Source organism: Tianweitania sp., assembly GCF_032053605.1.
Lineage (GTDB): Bacteria > Pseudomonadota > Alphaproteobacteria > Rhizobiales > Rhizobiaceae > Tianweitania.
In genome coordinates this window covers 2,266-27,039 of the sequence record NZ_DAMBUH010000027.1, presented here as the reverse complement: position 1 = coordinate 27,039, position 24,774 = coordinate 2,266, and the positions used below count along the sequence as shown (strand labels likewise).

Sequence of the window (24,774 nt, the reverse complement as noted above, 5' to 3'; positions counted from 1 at the left end):
CTGCTTCAGTTCACCTGGTTGTTGGTGATCGTCAGATTGGCGAAGGACTGATCCGACGCGGTGGCAAGATCATCCGTCGCTCGCTCGGTCCAGCGATGGCCGATGATCGCACCATTGCGCACCTCCGACAGCACACTGTTGCTGATCACGGCGCTTCCCGTGCCATCGACCACGGAAACCGAGATGCCGATGCCCGCCTCGCGGATCGTGTTACCCGTAGCAGTCACGTTGCGCATGAACTCGCCCCAGCCGATGTTGATGCCGAAGGTGGGCGCGTTTTCAATGACATTGCCGGTCACCGCCGTGTCGGCTTCCACCGCGATGCCGATGCCGAAGCCGGGTGGATCGCCGGGATAGGGGCCGGTCGTCGACAGATTACGCACGATGTTGCCGGTGACAGTCGCCATGCGGCCACCGAGACTGAAGTTGACGACCGAGATTCCGTTGGCCGCGCCATCCACGATGTTGTTGCCGATCACCGCGCCTTCGAATTCGAACTCGACGTAAAGCGCCGTTTCGCCCGAACGCAGGCAGCTGTTGCCGGTGATGGTTGCATTACTCGCAGCGTTGGCGCGGATCGCGGAGAAGGCGCAGTCCGCGACCTTGTTGTTGGTGACCGACACCGTATGCGCGCGGAACAGGTTGATGCCGTTGCCGAACTGCCCGGTCCCGCCGCTCTTCGCACCGATGCGGCTCACGCGATTGTCGGAGATGATCGTGCCGTCGTCGCCCGGCTCCCAGCGATGCACGAGGATGCCCCCGTCGCCACAATCCGATACCGTGTTGCCGGTAATTGTCAGTCCGCGCGCTTGCACCGAGTAAAGCGCGGACTCGGTGGCGTTGCTGATGGTGCTGCGCTCGATGCGACCGGCAGCACCTTCAAGCGCGAGGCCGGTCTTGGCGCTGTTCACGATCTCGCATCGGTCGATCAGGAGCGTACTCGGCCGGCGAAGATCGAGCAGCGCTTTGACCTCGTCGCCGAGCCACAGACCGGCGCCATCGAAGGTGAGACCGGTCAGCTCGACATGCTCGAGATCCGTCCCGTAAAACAGATGTCCACCGCCGCCATAGATAATGCGCGTCGCACCCGGAACGCCAACCAGACGCAAGCGGCGCGGTAGGGTGAGGTTGGCTGCGATATAGCTGCCGGGCGACAGGACAACGGGTTCGTTGCGCTCGGACGCTTGATCGATGAGCGCCTGCAAGGCGGCGCTCTGGTCGGAGGACACGCTGGGCCGCAGTCCCTTTGATGCGGTGGCTTGGGTTTTCGCCGCAGCTGTCTGCATCCCGGCAAACGCGGGCAGGCCGGCCAGTCCGCTGGCGAGAAGATGGCGTCGGTTCAGCATCGGCGGCGATCCCGCGGCGGTTGCATGGGCGTCGCGACGAGCCTAGCTTGCAATCATGAGCAGAGCCTTTACCCGTGAAGAAACCAACGAGAACGCCATTGCCGACCTTGGTGAGCGTCCGGTCAGTGCGCATCGCAACCTCGTGACGCCGGAAGGTCTGGCCGCCATCGACAATGAGATCGCATCGCTGCGCAGTGACCTCAAGGCTGCCGAAGGCGAGGGCGACAAGACGCGCATCGCCGTGCTTGCGCGCGACCTGCGTTATTGGCTGTCGCGGCGCGAAACGGCGGAACTCGTGCCGCCGGAAGAGGGCAGCGAGATCGTGCGCTTCGGCATGACGGTCTCGCTTGAAGACGAAGATGGAAAACAGGCGCATTGGCGCATCGTCGGCGAGGACGAGGCCGATCCGGCGAAGGGCTCGATCAGCCATGTTTCGCCCATGGCGCGGGCGCTGTTCGGCAAGGGGATTGGCGAGGCTGCGGTCGTGAGCGGGCGCGAGTGGGAGATTGTGGGGCTGGAGTAAGGGTTCAGCCGAAGGGCTGACTCACATCACGCAGAAAGTCCGCAACGCCCTCTTCGCTGATCGTGCCATCGGCAGTCAGCAGCACGAGTTGGACAAGGTCCTCGGACGTCGTTTCGATGCTCTGGCCATTGAACACAAGGAACGTATCGGCAGCAGCCAGTGCAATGCGCTTGTTGCCGTCGATAAACGGATGGTTCTTTACAAGGCCGAAGAGGTATGCAGCGGCCAGCTCGAACAGGTCCGGCTCACCGTAAGCCGCCTTCTGCAAGGGGCGTGCAAGGGCTGACTCAAGCATGCCCTCATCGCGAAGCCCGGGTGCTCCGCCATGGAGGCGAAGCTGCTCGGCATGCATGGTCTCGATAAACTGGCGGTCGTGAAACGCAGTCATTTCGCGAGTGCGCGATAGGCCGTCTCATATTTGCGCATCCGCTCACGCGCGACCTTCATCTTGCGCTCGAACTCTTCCGGGTCATCTTCGAGCCGGCGAAGGCGCAGTTCGCCCTGCTCTTGAACAACCGCCAAAGTGTCTCCGGCGTGAACATTCAAGTGCTCGAGCATCTCCTTCGGCAGGATAACCCCCTCGGAATTGCCGATCTTGCGAACCGTGATGTTCATCTGCGTTCCTTTATCAAGGCGTTCGATCTCCGCCAGCTTGCTGAGCGCGCCAGCATACTGATCCATGCAGCGCCGAGCAGCTTCCATCTGCCGGTCGAAATGCGTACGATCTTCTACCATCAGGTCGATCCAAGTTATAACATCTGTATAACTTTGATCGTTCGATGTTGCAACGCCAGTTACAACTCACGCCAACAGCGCATCCATCAACCGATCCGCCGCTTCCGGGATCACCGTTCCCGGCGGGAAGATTTCGCTGGCGCCGGCTTGCCGTACCGCCTCGAAATCCTGCGGCGGGATCACTCCGCCAGCCACGATGATCATGTCTTCGCGGCCGAGACGATGCAGCGCTTCGCGCAGTTCGGGGATCAGCGTGAGATGGCCGGCGGCTAGCGAGGAAGCGCCAACGATGTGGACGTCGTGCTCCACGGCCAGCTTGGCGATCTCTTCCGGCGTCTGGAACATCGCGCCCACCGTCACATCGAAGCCGAGGTCGCCGAAGGCTGTTGCGATGACCTTTTGTCCGCGATCATGGCCGTCCTGTCCCATCTTGGCGACGAGGATGCGTGGCTTCTCGCCGGTCTTCTTGGCGAAATGCTCGACCTTTTGCTGCACGCGATCAACCACCGGGTTCTGGCCGATCTCCTTCTTGTAGACGCCGGAGATAGTCTGAACGACGGCGGCATGGCGGCCGAAGGTCTTTTCCAGCGCCAGCGAGATTTCGCCGACGGTTGCTTTTGCGCGGGCAGCGCGAACGGCGAATTCGAGAAGATTGCCGTCGCCCTGTGCGGCTTTGGTCAGCGCGTCCAACGCTTCCTCGACGGCCTGAACGTCGCGTGTGCCCTTGAGCTGTTGCAGCTTGGACAACTGGCGGGCGCGGACTTCGGCGTTGTCTATCTTGAGAACATCGACTTCGATGTCGGTCTCCGGCTGGAACGTGTTGACGCCGACCAGCGGCTGTTCGCCGGAATCGATGCGGGCCTGCGTGCGCGCGGCGGCTTCTTCGATGCGCAGCTTCGGGATGCCTTTTTCCACCGCCGCCGCCATGCCGCCGAGCGTCTCGACTTCCTCGATATGGGCGAGCGCTTTGGTGACGAGTTCATGCGTCAGACGCTCGACATAGGCCGAACCGCCCCACGGATCGATCACGCGGGTGGTGCCGGATTCCTTTTGCAGCAGAAGCTGCGTGTTGCGGGCGATGCGGGCGGAATGGTCGGTCGGCAACGCCAGCGCCTCGTCGAAGGCGTTGGTGTGAAGCGACTGGGTGTGCCCCTGCGTCGCCGCCATCGCCTCGATCATGGTGCGCATGATGTTGTTGTAAGGGTCCTGCGCCGTCAGTGACCAGCCGGAGGTCTGGCAGTGGGTGCGCAAGGAGAGCGAACGCTGGTCCTTGGGCACGAAATTCTTCTGCATGAGTGCTGCCCAGATCAGGCGAGCGGCGCGCATCTTGGCGACTTCCATGAAGAAGTTCATGCCGATGGCCCAGAAGAAGGACAGGCGCGGCGCGAAATGATCGATGTCGAGGCCGGCCGCAACACCTGCGCGGGCATATTCGATGCCGTCGGCGATCGTATAGGCAAGTTCGAGGTCGGCCGTCGCACCGGCTTCCTGCATATGATAGCCGGAAATCGAGATCGAGTTGAATTTCGGCATATGCTTCGACGTGTAGGCGAAGATGTCCGAGATGATCCTGAGCGATGGTTTCGGCGGATAGATATAGGTGTTGCGGACCATGAACTCCTTGAGGATGTCGTTCTGGATGGTCCCGGCGAGGTCCTTCTGCGCAACGCCCTGTTCCTCGGCCGCCACGATATAAAGCGCCATGATCGGCAGAACCGCGCCGTTCATGGTCATCGACACGGTCATCTTGTCGAGCGGAATGCCGTCGAAAAGCTGGCGCATGTCGAGGATGGAATCGATCGCCACGCCCGCCATGCCAACATCGCCGGCGACGCGCGGATGATCCGAGTCGTAGCCGCGATGGGTGGCGAGATCGAAGGCGACTGACAGGCCTTTCTGGCCGGCAGCGAGATTGCGGCGGTAAAAGGCGTTGGACTCCTCCGCCGTCGAGAAACCGGCATACTGGCGGACCGTCCAGGGCTGCTGGACGTACATCGTGGGGTAGGGGCCGCGGATGAAAGGCGCGATGCCCGGCATTGTGTCGAGGTAAGAAAGGTGAGCGAGGTCGTCGGCGCCATAAGCGCGCTTGACCGTGATGCCCTCCGGTGTGGTCCAGTTCTCGTCCTTGACGCGCGAGGGCGTGGCGGAGGGAGCCGACCAGTCGTGCTTCGTGAAATCGGGGATCATGCTGCGTCTCCCGCAAGGCGGTCGAGGAAGAGAGGCGAGAGCTGGTCGCAGAACACCGCGCCTTCGGTCAAGCCGGCGCGCTTTTCAGCGCGGATGATCTGCACGGGACGCTCGGTCTTCACCGGATAAAGCGTTGTGCCGATCACATCGCGCTTGCCGCCTTGGATGGCTTCGCCGCGTGCATCCGCGGTCGCCTTGATGCGGGCCTGCAGTCTGTTGTCCTTCAGGCTCTGGAGGATGCCGCCTTCGGCCTCGATCGCCTGGAACTCGGTCCACGCAGCTCGGCACAGCTCTTCCGTCAGCGCCTCGATCGCACCCGAGCCGGCTGCGGGATCGACCACGAAGTCGAGCTTGCTTTCGCCGGCCAGGATCAACTGCGTGTTTCTGGAAATACGCCGCGCGAAGCCTTCCGGCAGACCGTGGGTGATCGTGTGCGGCAGGATCGAAAGGCTGTCAGCGCCGCCGACCGCGCCGGCGAAGGCGGCGATCGTGGAGCGCAGGATGTTGGTCTCGCAATCCTTGAACGCCATCATGCGATAGGACGTCTCGGCATGGATCTTTGCCGGGCGCGGAGCCACACCGGAAAGCTCCTGCACGCGGGTCCATAGCTGGCGCAGAGCGCGAATCTTGGCGATCGACAGAAGCTGATCCTGATCCACGCTGAGCGCGAAACCGAGATAAGGCACGGTGTGTTGCAGCGGCTGACGGTTCGCCTCGATCATCCGCAGATGCGACACCGCAGCGGCGAGCACCGCGCCCAGTTCCTGCGCCTCGCTGGCACCCGCATTGTGGTAAACGCGGCCATCCGCTTCGATCAGGATGGCGGGAATACCCATGTCGAAGAAGTGGGCGAGCGAAGGCGGCATGGAGGCGGCCAGCGCTTCGATCGACATGCGCAACCGCCCGGTGCCGCCAAACAAAGCTGCCGGATCGAGGCCGAGCGAAATGTCGAGCTTGGCGGGATCGGCGGACTTGCGCGTGAGATGTTCGACCAGCCAGTCCACCGACATGCGCGTTTGCGGATGCACGTCGATGCGCAGGTGGATCTTGTTGAGCGGCACCCCCTCCAGCGCGGTCGCCAACGCATCCGGCGTTGCCGGCAGGCCGTAGCCGAAAGCGTTCGGCGCGCCTTCAAACACCAGCGCGAGCCCGGTCGCGCCTTGAGCGATATCGTCCAATGCCTGCTTGTTGGCGCGAACGGGGTCGACATCGTCGATGCGCTGCACGACGGTCCACGGCTTGGCGGGATTGGCGCGCGGCAGGAGATGCGGCTCGGCACGAGGATAAAGCGGCTCGATGCGGAAGCCGTCATCGCCATGCGACACGAGCGTTTCCTCGAAATCAGCGCCCTTGAGCGCCTTTTGCGCAAGCGTGCGCCAGGCCTCCAACGAAGGGTCGGGAAACGCAGCCTGCCTGATCGAGCCGTAGTTCATTCTCACTCCCCGTATATTCGTGACCCGAAATCTAGGGCACGCGCGCAAAGCCCGCAATCAAAAGCCGCGCAATCAATCAACCGAACGCTTGTTAGGTTCTTGGCGTTCAAGCGAGCGGCTTGCAAGTGCAAAGGCTCGGCCATCAGCCTGATTGTGGTGGCACATCAGGCTGACTATAGGATGACAGACAGACTGATTGGATCGAGGGACTTGGCTTTCATGTGGGCTGCTGAAACGATCTTTCTCGGCGCAAGCCGCAAGCCGGATGACAGCTATCAGGAGCCGGAAGAGCTGCTGCTGCGTTACGGCAACCGCCACGGTTTGGTGACGGGCGCGACGGGCACCGGCAAGACGGTGACGTTGCAGGTTCTGGCGGAAGGCTTCTCCAAGGCCGGCGTGCCGGTGTTCTGCGCCGACATCAAGGGCGATCTGTCCGGCATTGCGATGAAGGGCACGCCGCAGGATTTCCTCCTCAGGCGCGCCGATGACGTGCGGCTGGCTCCTTACGAGAACGCCGCCTTTCCAGTGATCTTCTGGGACCTGTTCGGCGAACAGGGCCATCCGATCCGCGCCACCGTTTCCGAAATGGGACCGCTTCTTCTGTCGCGGCTGATGAACCTTTCGGAAGCGCAGGAAGGCATCATGAACATCGCCTTCAAGATCGCCGACGATGAGGGCCTGCTGCTGCTCGACATGAAGGATCTGCAGGCGCTGCTGGCCGATATTGCCGAGCGCTCCAAGGAGATCGGCGCGCGCTACGGCAATGTCAGCAAGGCTTCCGTTGGCGCCATCCAGCGCGCGCTGCTGGTGCTGGAACAGCAGGGCGGCAACCACTTCTTCGGCGAGCCCGCTTTGCGCATTCAGGACCTGATGCGCACGACGCAGGACGGACGCGGCGCCGTCAACGTGCTGGCCGCCGACAAACTGATGATGAACCCGCGGCTCTACGCGACCTTCCTTCTGTGGCTCCTGTCGGAACTGTTCGAAGAACTGCCGGAGGTCGGCGACGTCGACAAGCCGAAGCTCGTCTTCTTTTTCGACGAGGCGCACTTGCTGTTCGACGAAGCGCCGAAGGTGCTGGTGGATCGCGTCGAGCAGGTGGTGCGGCTCATCCGCTCCAAGGGCGTCGGCGTTTTCTTTGTCACGCAGAACCCGCTCGACATTCCCGAAAGCGTGTTGGCCCAGCTTGGCAACCGCATCCAGCACGCGCTGCGCGCCTACACACCGCGCGAACAAAAGGCGGTGCGAACAGCGGCTGAAACCTTCCGACCCAACCCGGATTTCGACTGCGCCACTGCCATCACACAGCTCGGCGTTGGCGAGGCGCTGGTTTCGGTGCTGGAAGCCAAGGCCGTGCCTTCGATCGTGCAGCGCACGCTGATCCGTCCGCCTTCGGGGCGTGTCGGTCCGGTTACCCCGCAAGAGCGCAGCGACCTGATCACGAGGAGTCCCGTCGCCGGCCAATATGATGAGGCGATCGATCGCGAGTCGGCTTTCGAGGTCCTGCAGAAGCGAGCCAGCGATGCCGCCGAGCAGGAAGAAAAGGCGCAGGCGGAAGAGGATGGTGGCACCAAATGGACGCTGCCGGATTTCGGCCGAAACAAGCAGCCGGAAGAAGCAGCTCCGAAGCGCCGCACGCGCACTGGCTACGACAACAGCGCACCACGTCCCCGCGCGCCGCGCACATCCAACCGCCAGACGGTCACGGAAGCCGCCATTAAGTCTGTGGTACGTTCGGCTGGCTCATCCATCGGCCGCGCGCTGGTACGTGGCATTCTTGGTGGCTTAAAGCGCGGCTTCTAACAAAAAAGCCCCGGCATGCCGGGGCTCTTCTACTAAAGAACGGAAGCTTCACATCACCACGATCGGCGTGCCGCTGGGCACGCGATCATACAGGTCGATGACGTCTTGGTTCATCATGCGCACGCAGCCTGATGACACGTTGCGGCCGATGGAAGCCCATTCCGGAGAGCCGTGGAGGCGGTAAAGCGTGTCTTGGCCATTCTGGAAGATGTAAAGGGCACGCGCGCCGAGCGGGTTCCTCAGGCCGGGCGGCATGCCGCCGTTCTCGATGCTGTAGGGTTCAAGCTCGGGCTGGCGCGCGATCATCTCTGCCGGCGGCTTCCAATGCGGCCACTTCTTCTTCCACTGGATCACGCCCGTGCCGGACCAGGCGAAGCCTTCGCGGCCGAGGCCAACGCCGTAGCGCATCGCCTGACCGTTGGGCATCGTGTAATAAAGGAAGTGCCCGTTTGTATCGACGACGACCGTGCCCGGACGTTCACCCGTCGGATTGGGCACGATCTGGCGGTAAAATTGCGGGTCGATCTTCTCATAAGGGATCGCCGGAATTTCGAACCCTTCGTCATACACCGGTCCGTACATGGAAGCGTAGTTCGAGGTTTCGTAACTCGGCTCGGCAGGCGCAAGCTCGACGACCTGATCAACAGGTCCGATGCGTGTTGCACAGGATGCCAGGAACGAGGACGCCGCGAGCACACCGGCACCCATGAGGAATCGGCGCCGGTCGAGACGGTCGGACGGGTGGTGAACGGACATAGACGTGGGATCTGCCTTTTCAACTCAACGCAAAGCTAGGGGCACCGTTGGTCCCTCGCTTTCAATGCAAGAACACGTGACTGGCTTAAGGATTCCGGCAGAACCGTGGAAATTCAACGTCCGCTGGCAAACTACGCCACTACTGTGCCCAATTGGCAACAACATGGATGCCAGATCTACGAGCCGCTCAGGCCGTTCAGGTCCGGCAGGATCAGCGTCGGCTTCAGGTCGAAATACTCGTCCGGCATGTTGGCGCGGTTGATCCACACCGTCCGGAAGCCGAACTTGGTGGCACCGGCAACATCCCAGCGGTTGGATGACTGGAACGACACGGCATCGGGATAAAGCCGCCATTGCGTCGTGACGAGATCGTACACGCCGGGATCGGTCTTGAAGCGGCCGATCGCATCCACGGAAAACACGTCATCGATGATGTCGTCCAGCGCGGCGGAGCGCACGGCTGAAGCAAGCATTGCCGGTGAACCGTTGGAGAGGATCGCAATGCGCGCGCCTGATGCCTTCAGGCTGCGCAACACGTTCGGCACTTCCGGATAACAGTCGAGCGTCCAGTAGGCGTCGAGCAGCTTCTGGCGCAGCGATCGATCCGCGCTCGGCACGCGCGCAAAGGTATGATCCAGCGCCTGTTCGGTAAGCGCCCAGAAATCCTGATAGGCACCCATCAGCGTGCGCACCCAGGAGTATTCGAGTTGTTTGGCGCGCCAAAGATCCGAAAAGAACTGGCTTTCCGGCCCCATCTCAGCAACATGGCGGCGCACGGCTGCATGCACGTCGAACAGGGTGCCATAAGCGTCGAAGACATAATGAGAGAAGGGCATGGTCTGGTCCGGATCGTCTTGAATGATGCATTGGCCTAAGATCAGCCCGCGTCAAGCAGCGGCGTTTCATGGTCCGGCTGCTTGAGCCATGCTGGACCACTATCCCGCAGCTTTCAGGTGGTTGACGCCTTTCTAAAGAAGGTCCTTTGTGCCCGCACGAAACGACTCGTGAGAGCGCCAAGGACATGACCGAAAGCAAGCCCACCAAGACCAAGACCTGGACCTATCTCGACGGCGACTGGATCGAAGGCAACCCGATGATCGTCGGGCCTCAAACCCATGCGATGTGGATGGCGTCATCCGTCTTTGATGGAGCGCGCTGGTTCGAGGGCGTGGCGCCCGATCTCGATCTGCATGCCGCCCGCGTCAACGTCTCGGCGGTCAATCTCGGTATGAAGGCGACGATGACCGCCGACGAGATCCTCGGCATCACCAAGGACGGCTTGAAGAAGTTCGACGGCAACACGGCCGTTTATATCCGCCCGATGTATTGGGCCGAAGATGGCGGCTATATGGGCGTCACGGCCGATCCGGAATCGACGCGCTTCCTTCTGTCGCTCTACGAATCGCCCATGCTGCCGCCAAGCGGCTTCTCGGTCACGCAGTCGCCGTTCCGTCGGCCATCGCTCGAAACCATGCCGACCAACGCCAAGGCTGGCTGCCTTTACCCAAACAATGGCCGCGCCATCCTGGAAGCGCGTTCGCGCGGCTTCGACAATGCGCTGGTGCTCGACATGCTCGGCAATGTCGCGGAGACCGGCACATCCAACGTGTTCATGGTCAAGGACGGCGTTGTCTACACGCCGGTGCCGAACGGCAGCTTCCTGTCCGGCATCACCCGCATGCGCAACATCACGCTTCTGCGCGAGGCCGGCTACGAGGTCGTCGAGAAATCGCTGAAAGTCGCCGATTTCGTGGATGCGGACGAGGTCTTTTCGACCGGCAACCATTCCAAGGTCGTGCCGATCGTGAAGGTCGAAGACAAGAACTTCCAGCCGGGTCCTGTCGCCAAGAAAGCGCGCGAGCTTTATTGGGAGTGGGCGCATTCCAAAACGGCGTGACCTCGTGGAATTTTATACCTCGTCACGGGTGATGCGTTGTCATCAAAGTGATGCGGCCTATGTTTCACCTGTATCCGCACAGCCATTTCATTAGGGAGATTGTCCAATGGCCTTCCAACTTCCCGAGCTTCCATACGCCTACGACGCGCTTGCGCCGTACATGTCGGCGGAAACGCTGGAGTATCACCACGACAAGCACCACAAGGCTTATGTCGACACGGGCAACACGCTGGCTGAAAAGGCCGGTCTGGCCGACAAGTCGGTGGAAGAGATCGTAAAAGCCTCTTACGGCAAGGACCAGCCGCTCTTCAACAACGCCGCCCAGCACTACAACCACATCCATTTTTGGAAGTGGATGAAGAAGGATGGCGGCGGCAAGAGCCTGCCGGGCAAGCTGCAGACCGCCTTCGACAGCGATCTCGGCGGCTACGATAAGTTCCGCAACGACCTCATCGAAGCCGGCAAGGGCCAGTTCGGTTCGGGCTGGGCCTGGGTGTCGCTGAAGGACGGCAAGCTCGAGATCAGCAAGACCCCGAACGGTGAAAACCCGCTGGTTCACGGCGGCACGCCGATCCTCGGCGTCGATGTGTGGGAACACTCCTACTACATCGACTACCGCAATGCCCGTCCGAAGTACCTCGAAGCCTTCGTCGACAACCTCATCAACTGGGATTACGTCCTGGAGCGCTACGAAGCCGCTTCGGCCTGATTTGAGTTTCGACTGGTTTGTGAAAGCCCCGCTTCGGCGGGGCTTTTCTTTTTGCGCCGTGCATCGTTGAACGCTGTGTTCATGAACACGGCAGCGTTCTCACATTTGTTTGTCCGCGACTTTTCATCTGGGTCGTGCATGTTGCGTCTCAGGGACTGTCGATCATCTCGGAGGAATGGATGAAGAAGATCGTACTCACCGCTGGTTTGCTGGCCATGTCGTTTGGAACGGGCCATGCGGACCCCATCGCCGACCGCCAGGCGCTCATGAAGGATATGGGCCGGGCCGTTGGTTCAGTGGCCAAGATCGCCAAAGGCGAGCAGCCGTTCGACGCCGCAGCCGTAAAGGCGGCGTTTGCCACCATGGCGGCCGATGCCAAGAAGCTCGATGACGACACGCTGTTCCCGGAAGGAACGCAGACGGGTGGCGACACCGAAGCGTCGCCGAAGATCTGGGAAGATCGCCCCGGCTTCAAGACGCTGATCGCCAAATACCAGACCGATACGGCTGCTGCGGTCGCGGAAGATCCGCAGGATCTCGCGGCCTTCCAGGCGCAGTTTCGCACCGTGACGGCAAATTGCGGCTCCTGCCACCAGAATTATCGCGTCAAGAAGTGATCCTGCCGTGAGATGGCCAGCCAAGATTGGCCTGACGCTTGTCGGGCTCGGCATCGTTGCGGTGGGAACCGGTTGGGTCCTGTCCGCTCCGCAACGCGTATCGGCGGAAACGGTGGCTGCGCTCGACACCGGTGACGCGGAAGCCGGCCGCCGCATCTTCTTCGCGGCCGGCTGCGCGTCATGCCACTCCAAGCCCGGCTTGGAAGGCGATGCGTTGCTTGAATTGCTTGGCGGCGTGAGGCTTACGACCGCGTTCGGCACCTTCGTTGCGCCCAACATCTCGCAGCATCCGACGGACGGCATCGGCAACTGGTCGGTGGAAGATCTGGCCAATGCCATGATGAAGGGCGTAACGCCGGACGGCACGCATCTTTATCCGGCCTTCCCCTACACATCCTATGCGCGCATGGAGCCCGAAGACATAGCCGACCTCTACGCGTTCCTGAAAACCACTCCAGCCGTTGCCGGCCAGGCACCGCCGAACGAAGTGGGCTTCCCGTTCAACATGCGCCGTGGCTTGGGGCTATGGAAGCAGGTCAACCTCAGCGACGCGCCGGTTGTTGCGCTCGGCGACGATGCCTCTGAGCAGGTGCGGCTCGGGCAATATCTGGTGGAAGGTCCCGGTCATTGCGGCGAATGTCATACGCCGCGTGACGTGACCGGCGGCTCGATCAAAACCCAGTGGCTTGCCGGTGCCATTGCGGCTGAAGGCGAGGGTCGTATTCCCAACATCACGCCGGATGGCGCCGTGGGCGGTTGGTCAGAGGCCGATCTCGTGAACTACTTCGAAACCGGCTTCACGCCCGACTTCGACTCCGTCGGCGGCTCGATGGTCGAGGTGCAGAAGAACCTTGCACAATTGCGCGCCGAGGATCGCGAGGCGATCGCCGCCTATCTCAAGGCCGTTCCGGGCAGGCCGAACGGCTACCCGGCGCGCTGATCAATCGGCGACGACATGGGCGTGCGAAGAGCCGCGCTCCTTTTGTGCCGGCGCCTTGAGGAAGAAGACCAGCAGCGCCACGCTGCCGAAGGCCGCGAACTCGTAGAAGATCGCGGTGCGCATGGCGTCGATATAGGCGGCCTTGTCGCCAGCACCCGCGCCGTTTGCATCCAGCATGGTGAAGAAGATCTGGCCGACGATTGCCACGCCGAACGCCGCGCCCATTTGCTGGAACGACTGCAGGGCACCGGAGCCCGAACCCGCATCGCGTGGCGGAACGTTGGCAAGGACGCTCTGGAACAAGGACGAGATCGTCCCACCGAGCCCCAAACCGCCAAGAAACAGGGCGGGCGCGATCGTCCAGTGATCGGCAAAGCTCGTGACATCAGGAATGACAAAGCGCAGCCACAGCATGGCGCAAACCAGAAGCGTCGTGCCGGTCGCCACGCGTTGGCGCAGGAAGCGACCGCCCAAGCGGTTGTTGACCAGCGAGATCAGCAGCACGCCGACGGGGAAGGGAATGGTGGTGAGGCCCGATTGCAGTGGCGTGAATCCGAGCCCGCTTTGCAGAAGAAGCGCCAGCACCATGAAGAAGCCGGCAACGCCGGAAAAGAACAGCACGACCATCAGCCCGCCCAGCATGTAATTGCTGTTGGACAGGAGATGCGCCGGCAAAAGCTGGGCTTTATCGGCGGCTTCCCGCCGGTGCTCATAGAAAAAGAAGCAGCCGAAACCCACCACCGCCAGAACGATCAGAGCGAAGATCCAGGTCGGCCAGCCGAAGCCGCGACCTTCGATCAGCGCGAAGATGATCAGCAGAACGGAGGCGCCGGCCAGCAGCGTGCCGACCGCATCATTCTTGATGCTGCGGTCGCCGGGCAAGCGCGGCACCACGATCTGCGCGGCGATCAGCGCGACAATGCCGACAGGGATGTTGACGAGGAAGATCGGCCGCCAGTCGAGCCCGGCAATGTTGGCGTTGATCAGCAAGCCACCGGCCAATGGTCCTGCGACCGATGCCAGGCCGGCGCTCAATCCGAAGAAGGAGAAGGCTGCGCCGCGTTCGTTGGGCGGGAACGTCACCGTGACGATCGCCAGCACCTGCGGCATCATCATCGCACCGGAAAAGCCCTGCAAAGCGCGCGCCACGACCAACCAGTTGATCGACGGCGCCATGCCGCACAGCGCGGAGAAGAGCGTGAAGCCCGACACGCCGATCAGGAACATGCGCTTGCGTCCGATCCGGTCACCCAGCCGTCCAAACGGCAGAAGGCCGATGGCAAAGGCGAGGATGTAAGCCGCGACGACCCACTCGATCTGGCTGGGCGAAGCCTGCAGGTTGCGCTGCAGGCTCGGCAGCGCAACGTTCACGATGTTTACGTCAATGAGGTTCATGAAGCCGGCGAGCAGCAGGATGATCAACATCAACCAGCGCCGCTCGTAGGGTTGCTGCGGCGAGGTGGCGTGCGGCGGCTGAGACATGCAACGACTTTCGGGAGGGCGGCTGGGCAGCCGCGGCGGGGAACCAGATACAGAAGCCCAGACACAGAAGTATTGAAAGCGCGGATGGTTGCCCATCCGCGCGCCGATATCAGCCGCGGGTTGCGTCCTTGCCCGTCACCTTCAGCGCAAAGGCATAGGAATAGGCAATCTCTTCCAGTCGGGAGAACCGGCCCGAAGCGCCGGCATGGCCGGCATCCATGTTGATGCGGAACAGCACGGGATTGTCGGAGGTCGAATGGTCGCGCAGCCGCGCCACCCACTTTGCCGGTTCCCAATAGGTCACACGCGGATCGGTGAGGCCCGCCACCGCTAGGATCGGCGGGTAGGGGTGCGCGCCGACATTGTCATAGGGCGAATAGGCGGCAATCGCCTTGTAGTCCGCCTCGGAGGCGATTGGATTGCCCCATTCGGGCCATTCCGGCGGGGTCAGCGGCAGCGTGTCGTCGAGCATGGTGGACAGCACATCGACGAAGGGCACTTCGGCGATGATGCCGCCGAACGCGTCCGGCGCGAGATTGGCGATGGCGCCCATCAGCATGCCACCGGCCGAACCGCCTTGCGCGACGATGCGGTCATGGCTGGTATAGCTTTCCGCAACCAGATGCTTCGCCGCTGCGATGAAGTCGGTGAAGGTGTTCTGCTTGGCGGCGCGCTTGCCGTTTTCGTACCAGGCATAGCCCTTGTCCTTACCGCCGCGAATATGGGCGATGGCATAAACGAAGCCACGTTCCACCAGAGACAAGCAGTTGGTGTTGAAGCTGGCGGGGATGGTGATGCCGTAGGAGCCGTAGCCGTAAAGCAGACAGGGCGCGGAGCCATCCAGCTTCGTGTCGCGATGGTAGAGCAGCGATACCGGCACGAGCTCGCCATCGGGAGCCGGCGCCATCAGCCGGCGCGTGACGTAATCGTCGGGGTTGTGGCCGGACGGCACTTCCTGCGTCTTCAGCAACGTGCGTTCGCGCGTGCGCATATTGTAGTCGAACAGCTGCGACGGCGTGGTCATCGAGGAGTAGGAAAAGCGGATCGTGTCCGTGTCATATTCCAGCGAACCGCCGAGCCCCAGCGAATAGGCCTCCTCGTCAAACGCGATGCGATGCTCTTCGCCGCTGGCGCGCTCGCGCACGACAATGCGCGGCAACCCGTCCTTGCGCTCCAGCCAGACGAGGAAGTCGCGGAAGGATTCGATCGACAGAATGAGCCGGCCGGGCTCATGCGGCACGAGTTCGCGCCAGTTTTCCCGAATCGGATTGGCAACCGGCGCTTCCATGATCTTGAAATCCTTGGCGCCGTCGGCATTGGTCAAGATGAAGAAGACATCGCCGCCTTCTTCCAGGTCATACTGCATGCCGGTTTCGCGGGCCGCCACCAGCTTGGGCTCGGCACTCGCATCATCGGCCGGGAAGATGCGGTATTCAGAGGTCTCATGATCGTGGATCGAGATCATGATCCACTTGTTGTCACGCGTTCCGCCCACACCCACGAAGAAGCCCGGATCCTCTTCCTCGAAGATCAGCCGGTCGGTTTCAGACGGCGTGCCAATCGCGTGGTGGAACACGCGTGAGGGTCGATGATTGGCATCAAGCCGCGTGTAGAAGAAACCGTCGCTGCCGGCCGTCCAGACACCTTCGCCGCCGGTATCTGGCACGACTTCGTCGAGATCCTGCCCGTCATCGATTTTACGCACGCGCAGCGCGTAGAACTCCGAACCCTTGTCGTCGTAACCCCAGAGCAGGCTGTTATGGTCGGGCGAATGGTCGACGCCGCCGAGGTGGAAATAAGCGCGGTCTGCCGCTTCCTTGTCGCCATCGAGCAGGATCACCTGCTCGCCGCCATCCCGCGGCGTGCGAAAGTAGCGGGGCTGCTCGCCGCCAAGAACATAGGATGAGCCGTAAGCGAACGGCCCGTCCTTCATCGGCACGGACTGGTCGTCTTCCTTGATGCGACCGCGCATTTCCTTGAACAGCGTTTCGCGAAGCGCCGCCGTCTCCGCCATCATTGCGGTTTGATAGGCCGTTTCAGCCTCCAGATGCGTGCGGATCGCCGGATCGAGCAAGGTCGGATCGCGGAACACGTCTTGCCAATTGTCGGCCCGCAGCCAAGCCAAATCGTCCTCCCGGATGATGCCGTGACGTGTGTCGCTCCAGGGGCGACGAAGCACGGTCGGGGGCGTGACGGCGGGGAAGATCGGCTTGGTCATGCGAGGTCTCTGACGAAAAAGTGTTTGAATTCAATAGCTTCTGCTCTGCTGAAGAAGCAGATGTTGGTAAACGCGCGAAACTACCGGAAACATAGGTATTTGATGATGCGAAGTCATCCGCGCAACGCTTCCAAAATCCCGTGGAGAAGGGCACTCGAGGCCATATCCTTGGTTGTACAGGCAATTTCCCGGGTGGCAGTTTGATGCAACCCGCGATAGGCAGGCTTTAGAACTCGGGATCGCCGCGCGAGACAGCGTCAAAGGAGAGGCATGCAGCAGGCCACGGATGCAACATTATTGATTGCGCTTGTCCTGCCGTTCATCGGCGCGGCTTTGGCGCCAATGGTGATGCGCCGGATGGGCATGGCAGGAGCCTGGCTGCTCGCTTTGATCCCTGCCTTTGCCTTCTTCGCCTTCGCCTCGCAGATCCAGTCGATCTCGGAAGGTACTGCCGTTGCCGGTGGCCTCGACTGGATTCCAAGCCTGGGCGTTAGCCTGTCCTGGTACCTTGACGGTCTCTCGCTTGCTTTTGCGCTGCTGATATCCGGCATCGGTTTTCTGATCGTGCTTTATGCCGGCGGCTACCTCAAGGGCCATCCGCATCACGGCCGCTTCATGGGTTTCCTGCTGCTCTTCATGGGCGCGATGCAGGGCGTGGTCTTGACAGACGGGTTCCTGACGCTGTTCGTGTTCTGGGAACTGACCTCCATCGCCTCCTTCCTGCTGATAGGCTTCGACCATCAGCGAGAAGCCAGCCGCCGCGCAGCCTTGCAGGCGCTTGTCGTCACGGGGATGGGCGGCTTGGCGCTGCTGGCCGGTCTCATCACCATCGGTATGGCGACCACGACGGACACGCTGTCAGCCCTATTGGCCGATCGTGATGCCCTGCGCACAAGCGCCTTCTACACGCCGGCGCTGATCCTTATTCTGCTGGCCGCTTTCACCAAATCCGCGCAGTTCCCGTTCCACTTCTGGCTGCCCAACGCCATGGAAGCGCCGACGCCCGTGTCGGCCTATCTGCATTCGGCAACCATGGTGAAGGCCGGCGTTTACCTGCTGATGCGGTTGAACCCGGTGATGGGTGACACGGCACTTTGGGAAACCATTCTGCCGCTGTTCGGGGGCACGACCCTGATCGTCGGCAGCGTGTTGGCGCTGCGCCAAAGCGATCTCAAGCTGATGCTGGCTTATACGACCGTTGGATCGCTCGGTCTGCTGGTGATGCTGACGGGCTTCGGCACCGAAACGGCCGTGATGGCCGCGGTGCTCTACCTCCTCGCGCATGCCCTGTTCAAAGGCGCGCTGTTCATGGTGGTCGGCATTCTCGACCATGAGACCGGCACGCGGCGGATCGAAGACCTGAGCGGGTTGCGCGGTGCCATGCCGCTGACCTTCGCAGCGGCAATCGGTGCGGGATTGTCCATGGCGGGCATCCCGCTTTTCACCGGCTTCCTAGCCAAGGAAACGATCTACGAGGCGCTGGCGGAAGGCGTCGGCGCTTGGTCGCTGCTGGTGTTGATCGTCGCCATCCTCGGCAACGCCGCCATGGTCGCCGTCGGTTTGGCGGTCGGCTTGAAGCCCTTCATTGGAGAACCCAGCTCGACGCCGAAGACCGCGCATGAAGCGCCGGTTTCGCTGTGGCTGGGACCCGTGGTGCTTGCCGTGGCAGGGCTCGGGCTCTCTGTGCTATCCTATTGGTTCTACAGCTTTCTGGCTGATCCGATGGCCAGCGCAATCGCCGACGCGTCCGTACGCAACCACGCCTCGCCCCTGCCGCATATCAGCCTGGCCTTCGGTCTGTCCTTGTTGACGCTGGCGATTGGCGCAGGGCTCTATTCCGGTCTTGATGGCTTGCGCCGCGGCATTGGCAATGCGCTGGCGGCGTTTGGATGGGGGCCGGATAGAGGGTTCGATCAGGTCATGCGCGGCTTGGTTCGGCTGGCGATGCGTGTCACGGCCGTGGTGCAGAACGGGCGGCTCGATGTGTATATTACCGTCGCTTTCGTGGTGATTGCCTCAGCGCTGCTCGTGCCGATAATCCTAGCCGGCGAGCTGCCGAGCTGGCCATCGATCCCGATGCTTCAGCTGCATGAATGGGCGGTGATGCTGGTAGCGGTCACCGGTCTTTATGCCGTTTTGCGCACCCGCAATCGCTTGACCGCTATCGCCTCCCTCGGCATCCAAGGCTTTGCAGTTGCTGTGCTTTTCCTGTTGATGGGCGCACCGGATCTGTCCTTCACCCAGTTTATGGTGGAAACGCTATCGGTGGTGATCCTGGCGCTTGTGATGACCCGCATCCGGCTTGAGCCGACCGACCATCGGCCCTGGAACGAAAAGCTGCTCGACGGCACGATTGCGATTGCCTGCGGACTGGGCTTCGGCCTCCTTTTGCTGAAGGTGACGCAAGGTTTTTTCAATACGGCGCTGACGGACTTCTTCAATGCCAATGCCCGGCTCATCGCGCATGGGCGCAATGTCGTGAACGTCATCATCGTTGATTTTCGCGGGTTCGATACGCTGGGTGAGATCGCTGTGGTGACGATCACCGGACTGGCAATCCTGGCCATCATTCGTATCGGCACACCTCGGGAAAAGCGGGACAATCGGCCATGAAGACGCTGATTTTCCGGTCGATTGCGCCGTATCTGACCGCTTTGGTGCTGCTTTTTTCCGTATTTGTGACGCTGCGCGGGCATAATGAGCCCGGCGGCGGCTTCATCGGCGGTCTGCTTGCCGCTTCCGCCTTCGCCCTTTACGGCATCGCCTTCGGCGTGCCCGAAGCGCGTCGCGCGATGTGGTTTCATCCGATGTCGGTCGCCGGAACCGGACTGCTGCTGTCGGCCGTCTCCGGCCTGCCGTCCTTCTTCCGCGACACGCCTTACCTGACCGGCGTCTGGACGACAGCGCCGCTTTTCCATTTCGATGTCGCGACCATCATCCTGTTCGACATCGGCGTGTACCTCGTGGTTGCGGGAGCGATGACGTCGATTGCTTTGGCGCTGGAAGATTCGGGCGAGGGATGATGGAAGCCGTCTTTTCGCTTCTTGTCGGTTTGTTCTTTGCCGCCGGCATTTACCTGATGCTGTCCAAGGCGATCGTGCGCATTCTGTTGGGCATCGTAGTGTTCGGCAACGCGGTGAACCTGCTGATCTTCACTGCCGGGCGGATCATGCGCGAGGTGCCGCCGGTGATGGCACCGGACATGATGCAGCTGACCGGGCAAACGGCCAATCCGCTGCCGCAGGCGCTGATTTTAACGGCGATCGTGATTTCCTTTTCCTTCTTCGCCTTTTTGCTGGTGCTGACCTTCCGCACCTATCAGGAGGTCGGCAGCGACGACACGGTGAAGCTCAGGGTTGCCGAGCCCGAGGGCGAGGTCCTGCCGCCGATGGGATACTGACGTGGCTGGACCGATCGACATCACAGGCGCGATGATCACCACCGCGACGCCGGCGGGCGTTTGGCTGGCGATCGTGCCGATTGCTCTGCCGATTATCGCCGGCGCATCGCTTCTAATGCTGCGCAAGCGTTTGCACTGGCAGGCGCCGATTGCCGTGGCGACACTGGCGCTGGTGTCGCTCGCGACGATGGCGCTGTTTATGCGGGTTTGGACGTCAGGCACAGTCGTGATGACGATGGGGCGCTGGCTGCCGCCTTTCGGCATCTCCTTCACCGTGGATGTGCTGGGTGCCTTGTTTGCCTGCACGGCGTCGCTGGTGGCGCTGGCTTGCGGTGTGGCGGCGGTGCAGTCGATCGAGTTGCCGGCGCGGCGCTATGGCTATTTCCCGTTTCTGCTGCTGACTTCGGTTGGCGTGAACGGCGCGTTTCTGACCGGCGACATCTTCAACATGTATGTCTGGTTCGAGGTCTTTCTGATTTCGTCCTTCGGTCTGCTGGTGGTGGGCTCGACGCGGGCGCAGCTTGACGGGACGCTGAAATACGGCGTGCTGAACCTGATCGGCACGACGCTCTTTCTGATCGCGACAGGCTACCTTTATGGCGTTCTCGGCACGCTCAACATGGCCGACATCGTCAGAAAAGTGCCGGAGCTCGATGGCGCGCCGCTGATGACGTTGGCGGCGCTCTATCTCACAGCCTTCGCGATGAAGGCGGCGGCGTTCCCGGTGCAGGCCTGGCTGCCGGCGGCCTATCATACGCCGAACGTCGTGACCTCCGCCTTCTTCGGCGGACTGACCAAGGTCGGCGTTTATGCGTTGTTGCGGGTGCTGGTTCTGCTGTTTCCGCTGCAATTGGCCGGTTTGTCCGGCGTGATCGCATGGATTGCGGCGGCGACGATGGTACTGGGCGCGCTGGGTGCTTTGGCGCAAAGCGATATCCGGCGCATGGTGGGCTTTCTCGTCATCTCCGGCGTGGGCGTGATGCTGGCGGGGCTGGCGATCGGCACCGGGCCGGCGCTGGCAGGCGGCATCTTCTACGCGCTGCATTCCATGATCGCGCTGACGGCGTTCTATCTGCTGGCCGGCTTCATTGTTGATCGCGCCGGCAGCGCATCGCTGCATGTGCTGGGCGGTCTCTCTTCCGTGCCGCTGCTAACAACAGTCGCGTTCATCCTCATGCTCTGTATTGCCGGTCTGCCGCCGGGCTCTGGCCTGTGGCCCAAGATCATGGTGGTGCGCGCGGCGCTGGAAGCGCAGCATGGCTGGCTGACGGCGGCGATCCTCGTGTCGAGCCTGTTGACGATCATTACGCTCGGCCGGTTCTTCCTGCTCACCTTCTGGCGGCCGGCTGTTGCGGATGCTGTTTTGGTGGAAGCAAAACAACCGTCATGGCCGGGACCGATGCTGTTGCTGACGGCGATCGCCCTGCTGATGGGCGTTTATCCCGAGCCCTTCGTGCAGGCAGCAAGCCGCGCAGCCGATGGGCTGCTCGATCCGGCTTCCTATGTGCAGGCAGTGTTCGGAGGGCGGACCTGATGCCGGTGCTGCTCGCCTGTTTGTTCACCCTGATCTGGCTCGGCATTACCGGTAGCTGGACGCTGCCGAACCTCCTGCTCGGGCTGGTTTTGTCGGCCATCGCCTTGACGCTGGTGCGCTTTCAGATCGGCAAGCCGCAAAGCGTGCGGCGTCCTGCAAAGATCGTCGCGCTTCTCGTGCTGTTCGTTGCCGAACTCATCAAGTCCGCGTGGCGCGTGCTGGTACTAGTGCTGCAACCGCGTTTAAACGTGACGCCCGGGATCATCGTCTATCCCCTGCGGGTGCAGACGGACTTTCAGATCGCGCTGCTGGCCAATCTGATCACGCTGACACCGGGAACGCTGACGGTCGATGTCACGGATGATCGCAGTCGGCTGATCATACATGCGCTGGACGCTGCCGATCCCGAAGGCATTCGCGCCGATATTAAAAGCGGCTTCGAGCGCCGGATATTGGAGGCATTCGGATGAACCTTGCCGCCGATTTCCTCTGGCTTGCGATCCATATCGCACTTAGCGTACTCAGTCTGGCTTTTTTGATGGCGATGTGGCGCGTGTTGCGTGGACCGACTCTGCCCGACCGGGTAGTGGGGCTCGATACGCTGGTGGTCATCGCGATCGGCTTTATTGCGACGATCGGGATCAAGACCGGCTTCACGCTTTATGTCGACATCGGCCTGGCGCTTGGATTAGTAGGCTTCCTTGCCACGGTCGCATTCGCGCGCTTTACGCTCAGCCTGCAGGGCAAGATCCAGCAGCGCAGCGACGAGACCGAAAAGCGTTTGAATGGAGAGCAAGGCACATGATGGATGCAATATACGACAGCATCGCTGCCATTCTTCTGCTTGTTGGTTCGCTCTTTACTTTGACGGCCGCCATCGGGTTGCTGCGGCTGCCTGATGTATATTCACGCATGCATGCTGCTTCAAAGGCCGGAACGCTTGGTTCCTGCGTGATTTTGCTGGCTTTGGCGGTGGTTGAAGCCGATCTGGCGGTCGCCACACGGGTGTTAGCGGCCATCGTGTTTTTCATTATAACGGCGCCGATCTCAGCACATCTGCTCGCCCGTGCGGCACTGACCGCAGGTTATCCGCTTTGGCGCGGCTCGGTGCGCAACGAAATGGATAATATGATTGACGCTCCCGTTTCAAAACCGGCTGAAGCGTCCGAATAGACTCCACTTCTCCTGCAGACTGCCCGTCAAATAAGCTATTGCCTCCCTTCGATGTGCTACAAAAAGGGTTGGCTCAGTGCTCAGTTAGGGTCCTATATTAATGAATATTCATTTGACAGGGGCCCAAGTCTTCACCAAATAGGGTGCATGCTTTATCCCGTTGCGCCGAACGCATGGTGATTTGGCCCATCAGCGCTTCCAGCGCACTAAACAATATCACGAACTGCCTTGGGGCCCCCCATTATGCAAATTGACGATACTCCTGCTCGTAATGATGATGCTTTGATGGAACTGACCGCCGATGTTGTGGCTGCTTATGTCAGCAACAATTCAGTTCCTGCTTCTGAATTGCCAAATCTAATTGCCGATATTCACGCTGCATTGGGCCGCGTTGGAAGTTCCGTGACTGCTGCGGAGCCTGTTGTTCAGGACAAGCAGAAGCCGGCCGTAAACCCGAAGAAATCGGTGCATGATGATTACATCGTGTGTCTTGAAGACGGGAAGAAGTTCAAGTCTTTGAAGCGTCACTTGATGACCCATTACAGCATGACGCCTGAGCAGTATCGCGAGAAGTGGGGCCTCGATTCCAGCTACCCGATGGTCGCGCCGAACTATGCGGCAGCGCGTTCGCAGCTCGCCAAGTCCATGGGTCTTGGCCGCAAGCCGAAGGCGGCTCGCTAAGCATCCCTGAATTGACCTGATCGAAGCGGCGCCACGGCGCCGCTTTTTGATTCTGTCCTATTTGCCTGCATTACACGGCCAGCGGCGCGTCGCCTTGGCCGAGAACCAAGCGATCCAGCGCCTGCTTCATCGCGATATGGCGGTTGAGATCGTAGTTCCAGTGGCGATTGACGCCACGCAGCCGCTCGCGCTCGATCAGGCGACGCAGTCTGGCGGCCAGCTTCAAACGCTCGGGTCTAGGCGATCGAAGGCCAGCGCCCAGATCGATCCCGCATAAGATGAACACGGCGGCGGTCTGCCTTGCATGATCGCTATACTCCGCCTTGGCGCGCAGGAACGCGGCCTTTTCTTGTCCGATAGGCATCAATGAACTCCACTTGGAAACAGGCGGAGATCATCACCTTGGCCGGGAGGGGGTGGGGATCGGATTGCTGTGCAGAAACACTGCGGGTGTAAGAATAATCTCGTGACATCAGCACGTTAGATCTTTGAGGTATTCTCGCATGTTCCTTTTTTGTTCACATGTCAGGACGGACTCGATATAAGAACGTATTCCTATATCGGGAGAGCGCGTGGTGGGAACGAGTGCGGCGGAACAGGTTGGCCAGATCGAGGACGAATGCGAGGGCGCGAGCGAAGAAGAGCGCCAGGGGCGCGAAGAAACGATCGTGGAACTCTGCGATTGCGTGATCGACCTGGCATCCGCTTTCTACGGCGTTTGCGGCAAGGAGTTGCGGATGCCCGGCCGGTCTCGCGGTCAGGTCGCGCGAATCCGGCAGATCGCCATGTATGTCGCCCATACCGTTCTCGACATGAGCATGGCCGAGGTTGGCCGCGGCTTCGGGCGTGATCGCACAACCGTGCTGCATGCCGTCCACCTGATCGAAGATCTGCGTGACGACCCGACCTTCGACGCGATTCTGGCCCGCACCGAACATATCGCCAAGACGGTGATGCGTGGCCGCAAAGTGTGGAGCCTGCGATGAGTGATTTCGAGATGCAACAACAGCGCCGCCGCGTGCTGGCTTTCGTGGGAAAGCAGGAGGCCACGCTGGAAACAACGGCGACCGGCAAGGTGATGATGCGCAGCGAGCGCGGGTTAATTGCGGTTGCGGCTGGTGTTGTTGCGGGCCTGCTCGAGCAGGGGCTGGTGGCACGCGATGGCGACGCGCTCAGCCTGACGGAAGCGGGACGGCTTGCGCGGCGGGAGCAGGCGGACAGCTTCGGTGCGCAGCACCGCGAGCTCGGCCAGACCAGCATGGAAACGGAAGAGGGCTGGGAAAGCGTCACGATCAACCTGGCGGAATCGCCTCTGGCGCAGATCGCGCGGCGGCGCGGTA

Annotated in this window: 25 protein-coding genes and 1 pseudogene; 16 read left to right on the top strand and 10 right to left on the bottom strand. The window is 61.5% G+C overall.

Annotated elements, in window-relative coordinates:
• Positions 1–5 precede the first annotated feature (5 nt).
• The gene (locus RTX98_RS08830; protein WP_312796029.1) at positions 6–1,346 is read right to left on the bottom strand and encodes a TIGR03808 family TAT-translocated repetitive protein; all 1,341 of its coding nucleotides are present in this window, start codon (positions 1,344–1,346) and stop codon (positions 6–8) included.
• 55 nt (positions 1,347–1,401) lie between these two features.
• Here RTX98_RS08830 and greA point away from each other — a divergent pair, with 55 nt between their 5' ends.
• Positions 1,402–1,869: a transcription elongation factor GreA gene (gene greA, locus RTX98_RS08825; RefSeq protein ID WP_312796028.1), complete on the top strand. Its 468-nt coding sequence runs from the start codon at positions 1,402–1,404 to the stop codon at positions 1,867–1,869.
• Positions 1,870–1,873: 4 nt separating this feature from the next.
• On the opposite strand, the gene RTX98_RS08820 is transcribed toward greA, so the two are convergent.
• The 4 genes from RTX98_RS08820 to RTX98_RS08805 form a co-directional block, all read right to left on the bottom strand.
• Complete coding sequence (locus tag RTX98_RS08820; RefSeq protein WP_312796026.1) at positions 1,874–2,257, bottom strand: type II toxin-antitoxin system death-on-curing family toxin; 384 nt, start codon at positions 2,255–2,257, stop codon at positions 1,874–1,876.
• Complete coding sequence (locus RTX98_RS08815; RefSeq protein ID WP_189503175.1) at positions 2,254–2,484, bottom strand: AbrB/MazE/SpoVT family DNA-binding domain-containing protein; 231 nt, start codon at positions 2,482–2,484, stop codon at positions 2,254–2,256. Before RTX98_RS08815 ends, RTX98_RS08820 begins: the two co-directional genes overlap by 4 nt.
• A gap of 186 nt (positions 2,485–2,670) precedes the next feature.
• Positions 2,671–4,791 carry a methylmalonyl-CoA mutase gene (gene scpA, locus RTX98_RS08810; protein ID WP_312796024.1) on the bottom strand — a complete coding sequence of 707 codons (2,121 nt, stop codon included), beginning with the start codon at positions 4,789–4,791 and terminating at the stop codon, positions 2,671–2,673.
• Positions 4,788–6,224, bottom strand: a complete 1,437-nt coding sequence (locus tag RTX98_RS08805) for a methylmalonyl-CoA mutase family protein (RefSeq protein ID WP_312796022.1) — start codon at positions 6,222–6,224, stop codon at positions 4,788–4,790. The genes scpA and RTX98_RS08805 overlap by 4 nt, the downstream gene beginning before the upstream one ends.
• A gap of 219 nt (positions 6,225–6,443) precedes the next feature.
• Between RTX98_RS08805 and RTX98_RS08800 the strand changes: the two genes are divergently transcribed.
• Positions 6,444–8,027, top strand: coding sequence for a DUF853 domain-containing protein (locus RTX98_RS08800; RefSeq protein ID WP_312796020.1), 1,584 nt, complete (start codon positions 6,444–6,446; stop codon positions 8,025–8,027).
• A gap of 48 nt (positions 8,028–8,075) precedes the next feature.
• Here RTX98_RS08800 and RTX98_RS08795 read toward each other — a convergent pair whose 3' ends face one another.
• Positions 8,076–8,783, bottom strand: a complete 708-nt coding sequence (locus RTX98_RS08795; protein ID WP_312796019.1) for a L,D-transpeptidase — start codon at positions 8,781–8,783, stop codon at positions 8,076–8,078.
• A 176-nt stretch (positions 8,784–8,959) separates the two neighbouring features.
• Entirely contained in the window at positions 8,960–9,619 is a 660-nt protein-coding gene (locus tag RTX98_RS08790) for a haloacid dehalogenase type II (protein WP_312796017.1), read from the bottom strand.
• 185 nt (positions 9,620–9,804) lie between these two features.
• Here RTX98_RS08790 and RTX98_RS08785 point away from each other — a divergent pair, with 185 nt between their 5' ends.
• The 4 genes from RTX98_RS08785 (at position 9,805) to RTX98_RS08770 (ending at position 12,946) form a co-directional block, all read left to right on the top strand.
• Positions 9,805–10,680 (top strand): branched-chain amino acid aminotransferase, encoded by an 876-nt coding sequence (locus RTX98_RS08785; protein WP_312796016.1) that lies wholly within the window; start codon positions 9,805–9,807, stop codon positions 10,678–10,680.
• A 106-nt stretch (positions 10,681–10,786) separates the two neighbouring features.
• Positions 10,787–11,389, top strand: a complete 603-nt coding sequence (locus RTX98_RS08780) for a superoxide dismutase (RefSeq protein ID WP_312796015.1) — start codon at positions 10,787–10,789, stop codon at positions 11,387–11,389.
• Between the two features lie 179 nt (positions 11,390–11,568).
• The gene (locus tag RTX98_RS08775) at positions 11,569–12,006 is read left to right on the top strand and encodes a c-type cytochrome (protein WP_312796014.1); all 438 of its coding nucleotides are present in this window, start codon (positions 11,569–11,571) and stop codon (positions 12,004–12,006) included.
• Positions 12,007–12,013: 7 nt separating this feature from the next.
• The gene (locus RTX98_RS08770) at positions 12,014–12,946 is read left to right on the top strand and encodes a c-type cytochrome (RefSeq protein ID WP_416223089.1); all 933 of its coding nucleotides are present in this window, start codon (positions 12,014–12,016) and stop codon (positions 12,944–12,946) included.
• Here RTX98_RS08770 and RTX98_RS08765 read toward each other — a convergent pair whose 3' ends face one another.
• Together RTX98_RS08765 and RTX98_RS08760 are read right to left on the bottom strand one after the other, a co-directional pair.
• Positions 12,947–14,428: an MFS transporter gene (locus RTX98_RS08765; RefSeq protein ID WP_312796013.1), complete on the bottom strand. Its 1,482-nt coding sequence runs from the start codon at positions 14,426–14,428 to the stop codon at positions 12,947–12,949.
• A 109-nt stretch (positions 14,429–14,537) separates the two neighbouring features.
• Entirely contained in the window at positions 14,538–16,646 is a 2,109-nt protein-coding gene (locus RTX98_RS08760; RefSeq protein WP_312796012.1) for a S9 family peptidase, read from the bottom strand.
• A gap of 270 nt (positions 16,647–16,916) precedes the next feature.
• Here RTX98_RS08760 and RTX98_RS08755 point away from each other — a divergent pair, with 270 nt between their 5' ends.
• From RTX98_RS08755 to RTX98_RS08720, 8 genes are all read left to right on the top strand, one after another.
• Positions 16,917–19,259 carry a putative monovalent cation/H+ antiporter subunit A gene (locus RTX98_RS08755; protein WP_312796011.1) on the top strand — a complete coding sequence of 781 codons (2,343 nt, stop codon included), beginning with the start codon at positions 16,917–16,919 and terminating at the stop codon, positions 19,257–19,259.
• On the top strand, positions 19,256–19,669 hold the full coding sequence (locus tag RTX98_RS08750; RefSeq protein ID WP_312796010.1) for an MnhB domain-containing protein: 414 nt from the start codon (positions 19,256–19,258) through the stop codon (positions 19,667–19,669). Before RTX98_RS08755 ends, RTX98_RS08750 begins: the two co-directional genes overlap by 4 nt.
• Positions 19,669–20,046, top strand: coding sequence for a Na+/H+ antiporter subunit C (locus tag RTX98_RS08745; protein WP_312796046.1), 378 nt, complete (start codon positions 19,669–19,671; stop codon positions 20,044–20,046). Before RTX98_RS08750 ends, RTX98_RS08745 begins: the two co-directional genes overlap by 1 nt.
• Positions 20,047–20,077: 31 nt before the next feature.
• Positions 20,078–21,580: a Na+/H+ antiporter subunit D gene (locus RTX98_RS08740; protein WP_416223091.1), complete on the top strand. Its 1,503-nt coding sequence runs from the start codon at positions 20,078–20,080 to the stop codon at positions 21,578–21,580.
• A complete protein-coding gene (locus tag RTX98_RS08735) occupies positions 21,580–22,050 on the top strand; it encodes a Na+/H+ antiporter subunit E (protein ID WP_312796007.1) in 471 nt (156 codons plus the stop codon). The genes RTX98_RS08740 and RTX98_RS08735 overlap by 1 nt, the downstream gene beginning before the upstream one ends.
• Positions 22,047–22,385 carry a cation:proton antiporter gene (locus RTX98_RS08730; protein WP_312796005.1) on the top strand — a complete coding sequence of 113 codons (339 nt, stop codon included), beginning with the start codon at positions 22,047–22,049 and terminating at the stop codon, positions 22,383–22,385. Before RTX98_RS08735 ends, RTX98_RS08730 begins: the two co-directional genes overlap by 4 nt.
• The gene (mnhG, locus tag RTX98_RS08725) at positions 22,382–22,753 is read left to right on the top strand and encodes a monovalent cation/H(+) antiporter subunit G (protein WP_312796003.1); all 372 of its coding nucleotides are present in this window, start codon (positions 22,382–22,384) and stop codon (positions 22,751–22,753) included. Before RTX98_RS08730 ends, mnhG begins: the two co-directional genes overlap by 4 nt.
• Positions 22,754–22,996: 243 nt before the next feature.
• On the top strand, positions 22,997–23,434 hold the full coding sequence (locus RTX98_RS08720) for a MucR family transcriptional regulator (RefSeq protein ID WP_312796002.1): 438 nt from the start codon (positions 22,997–22,999) through the stop codon (positions 23,432–23,434).
• A gap of 70 nt (positions 23,435–23,504) precedes the next feature.
• Here RTX98_RS08720 and RTX98_RS08715 read toward each other — a convergent pair whose 3' ends face one another.
• Positions 23,505–23,798, bottom strand: a complete 294-nt coding sequence (locus tag RTX98_RS08715) for a cytoplasmic protein (RefSeq protein ID WP_312796001.1) — start codon at positions 23,796–23,798, stop codon at positions 23,505–23,507.
• Between the two features lie 208 nt (positions 23,799–24,006).
• On the opposite strand from RTX98_RS08715, the gene RTX98_RS08710 reads away from it, so the two are divergent.
• A complete protein-coding gene (locus tag RTX98_RS08710) occupies positions 24,007–24,420 on the top strand; it encodes a helix-turn-helix domain-containing protein (protein WP_312796000.1) in 414 nt (137 codons plus the stop codon).
• Positions 24,417–24,774: pseudogene (locus RTX98_RS08705) on the top strand (hypothetical protein); the annotation flags it as partial. The gene RTX98_RS08710 and the pseudogene RTX98_RS08705, both read left to right, overlap by 4 nt.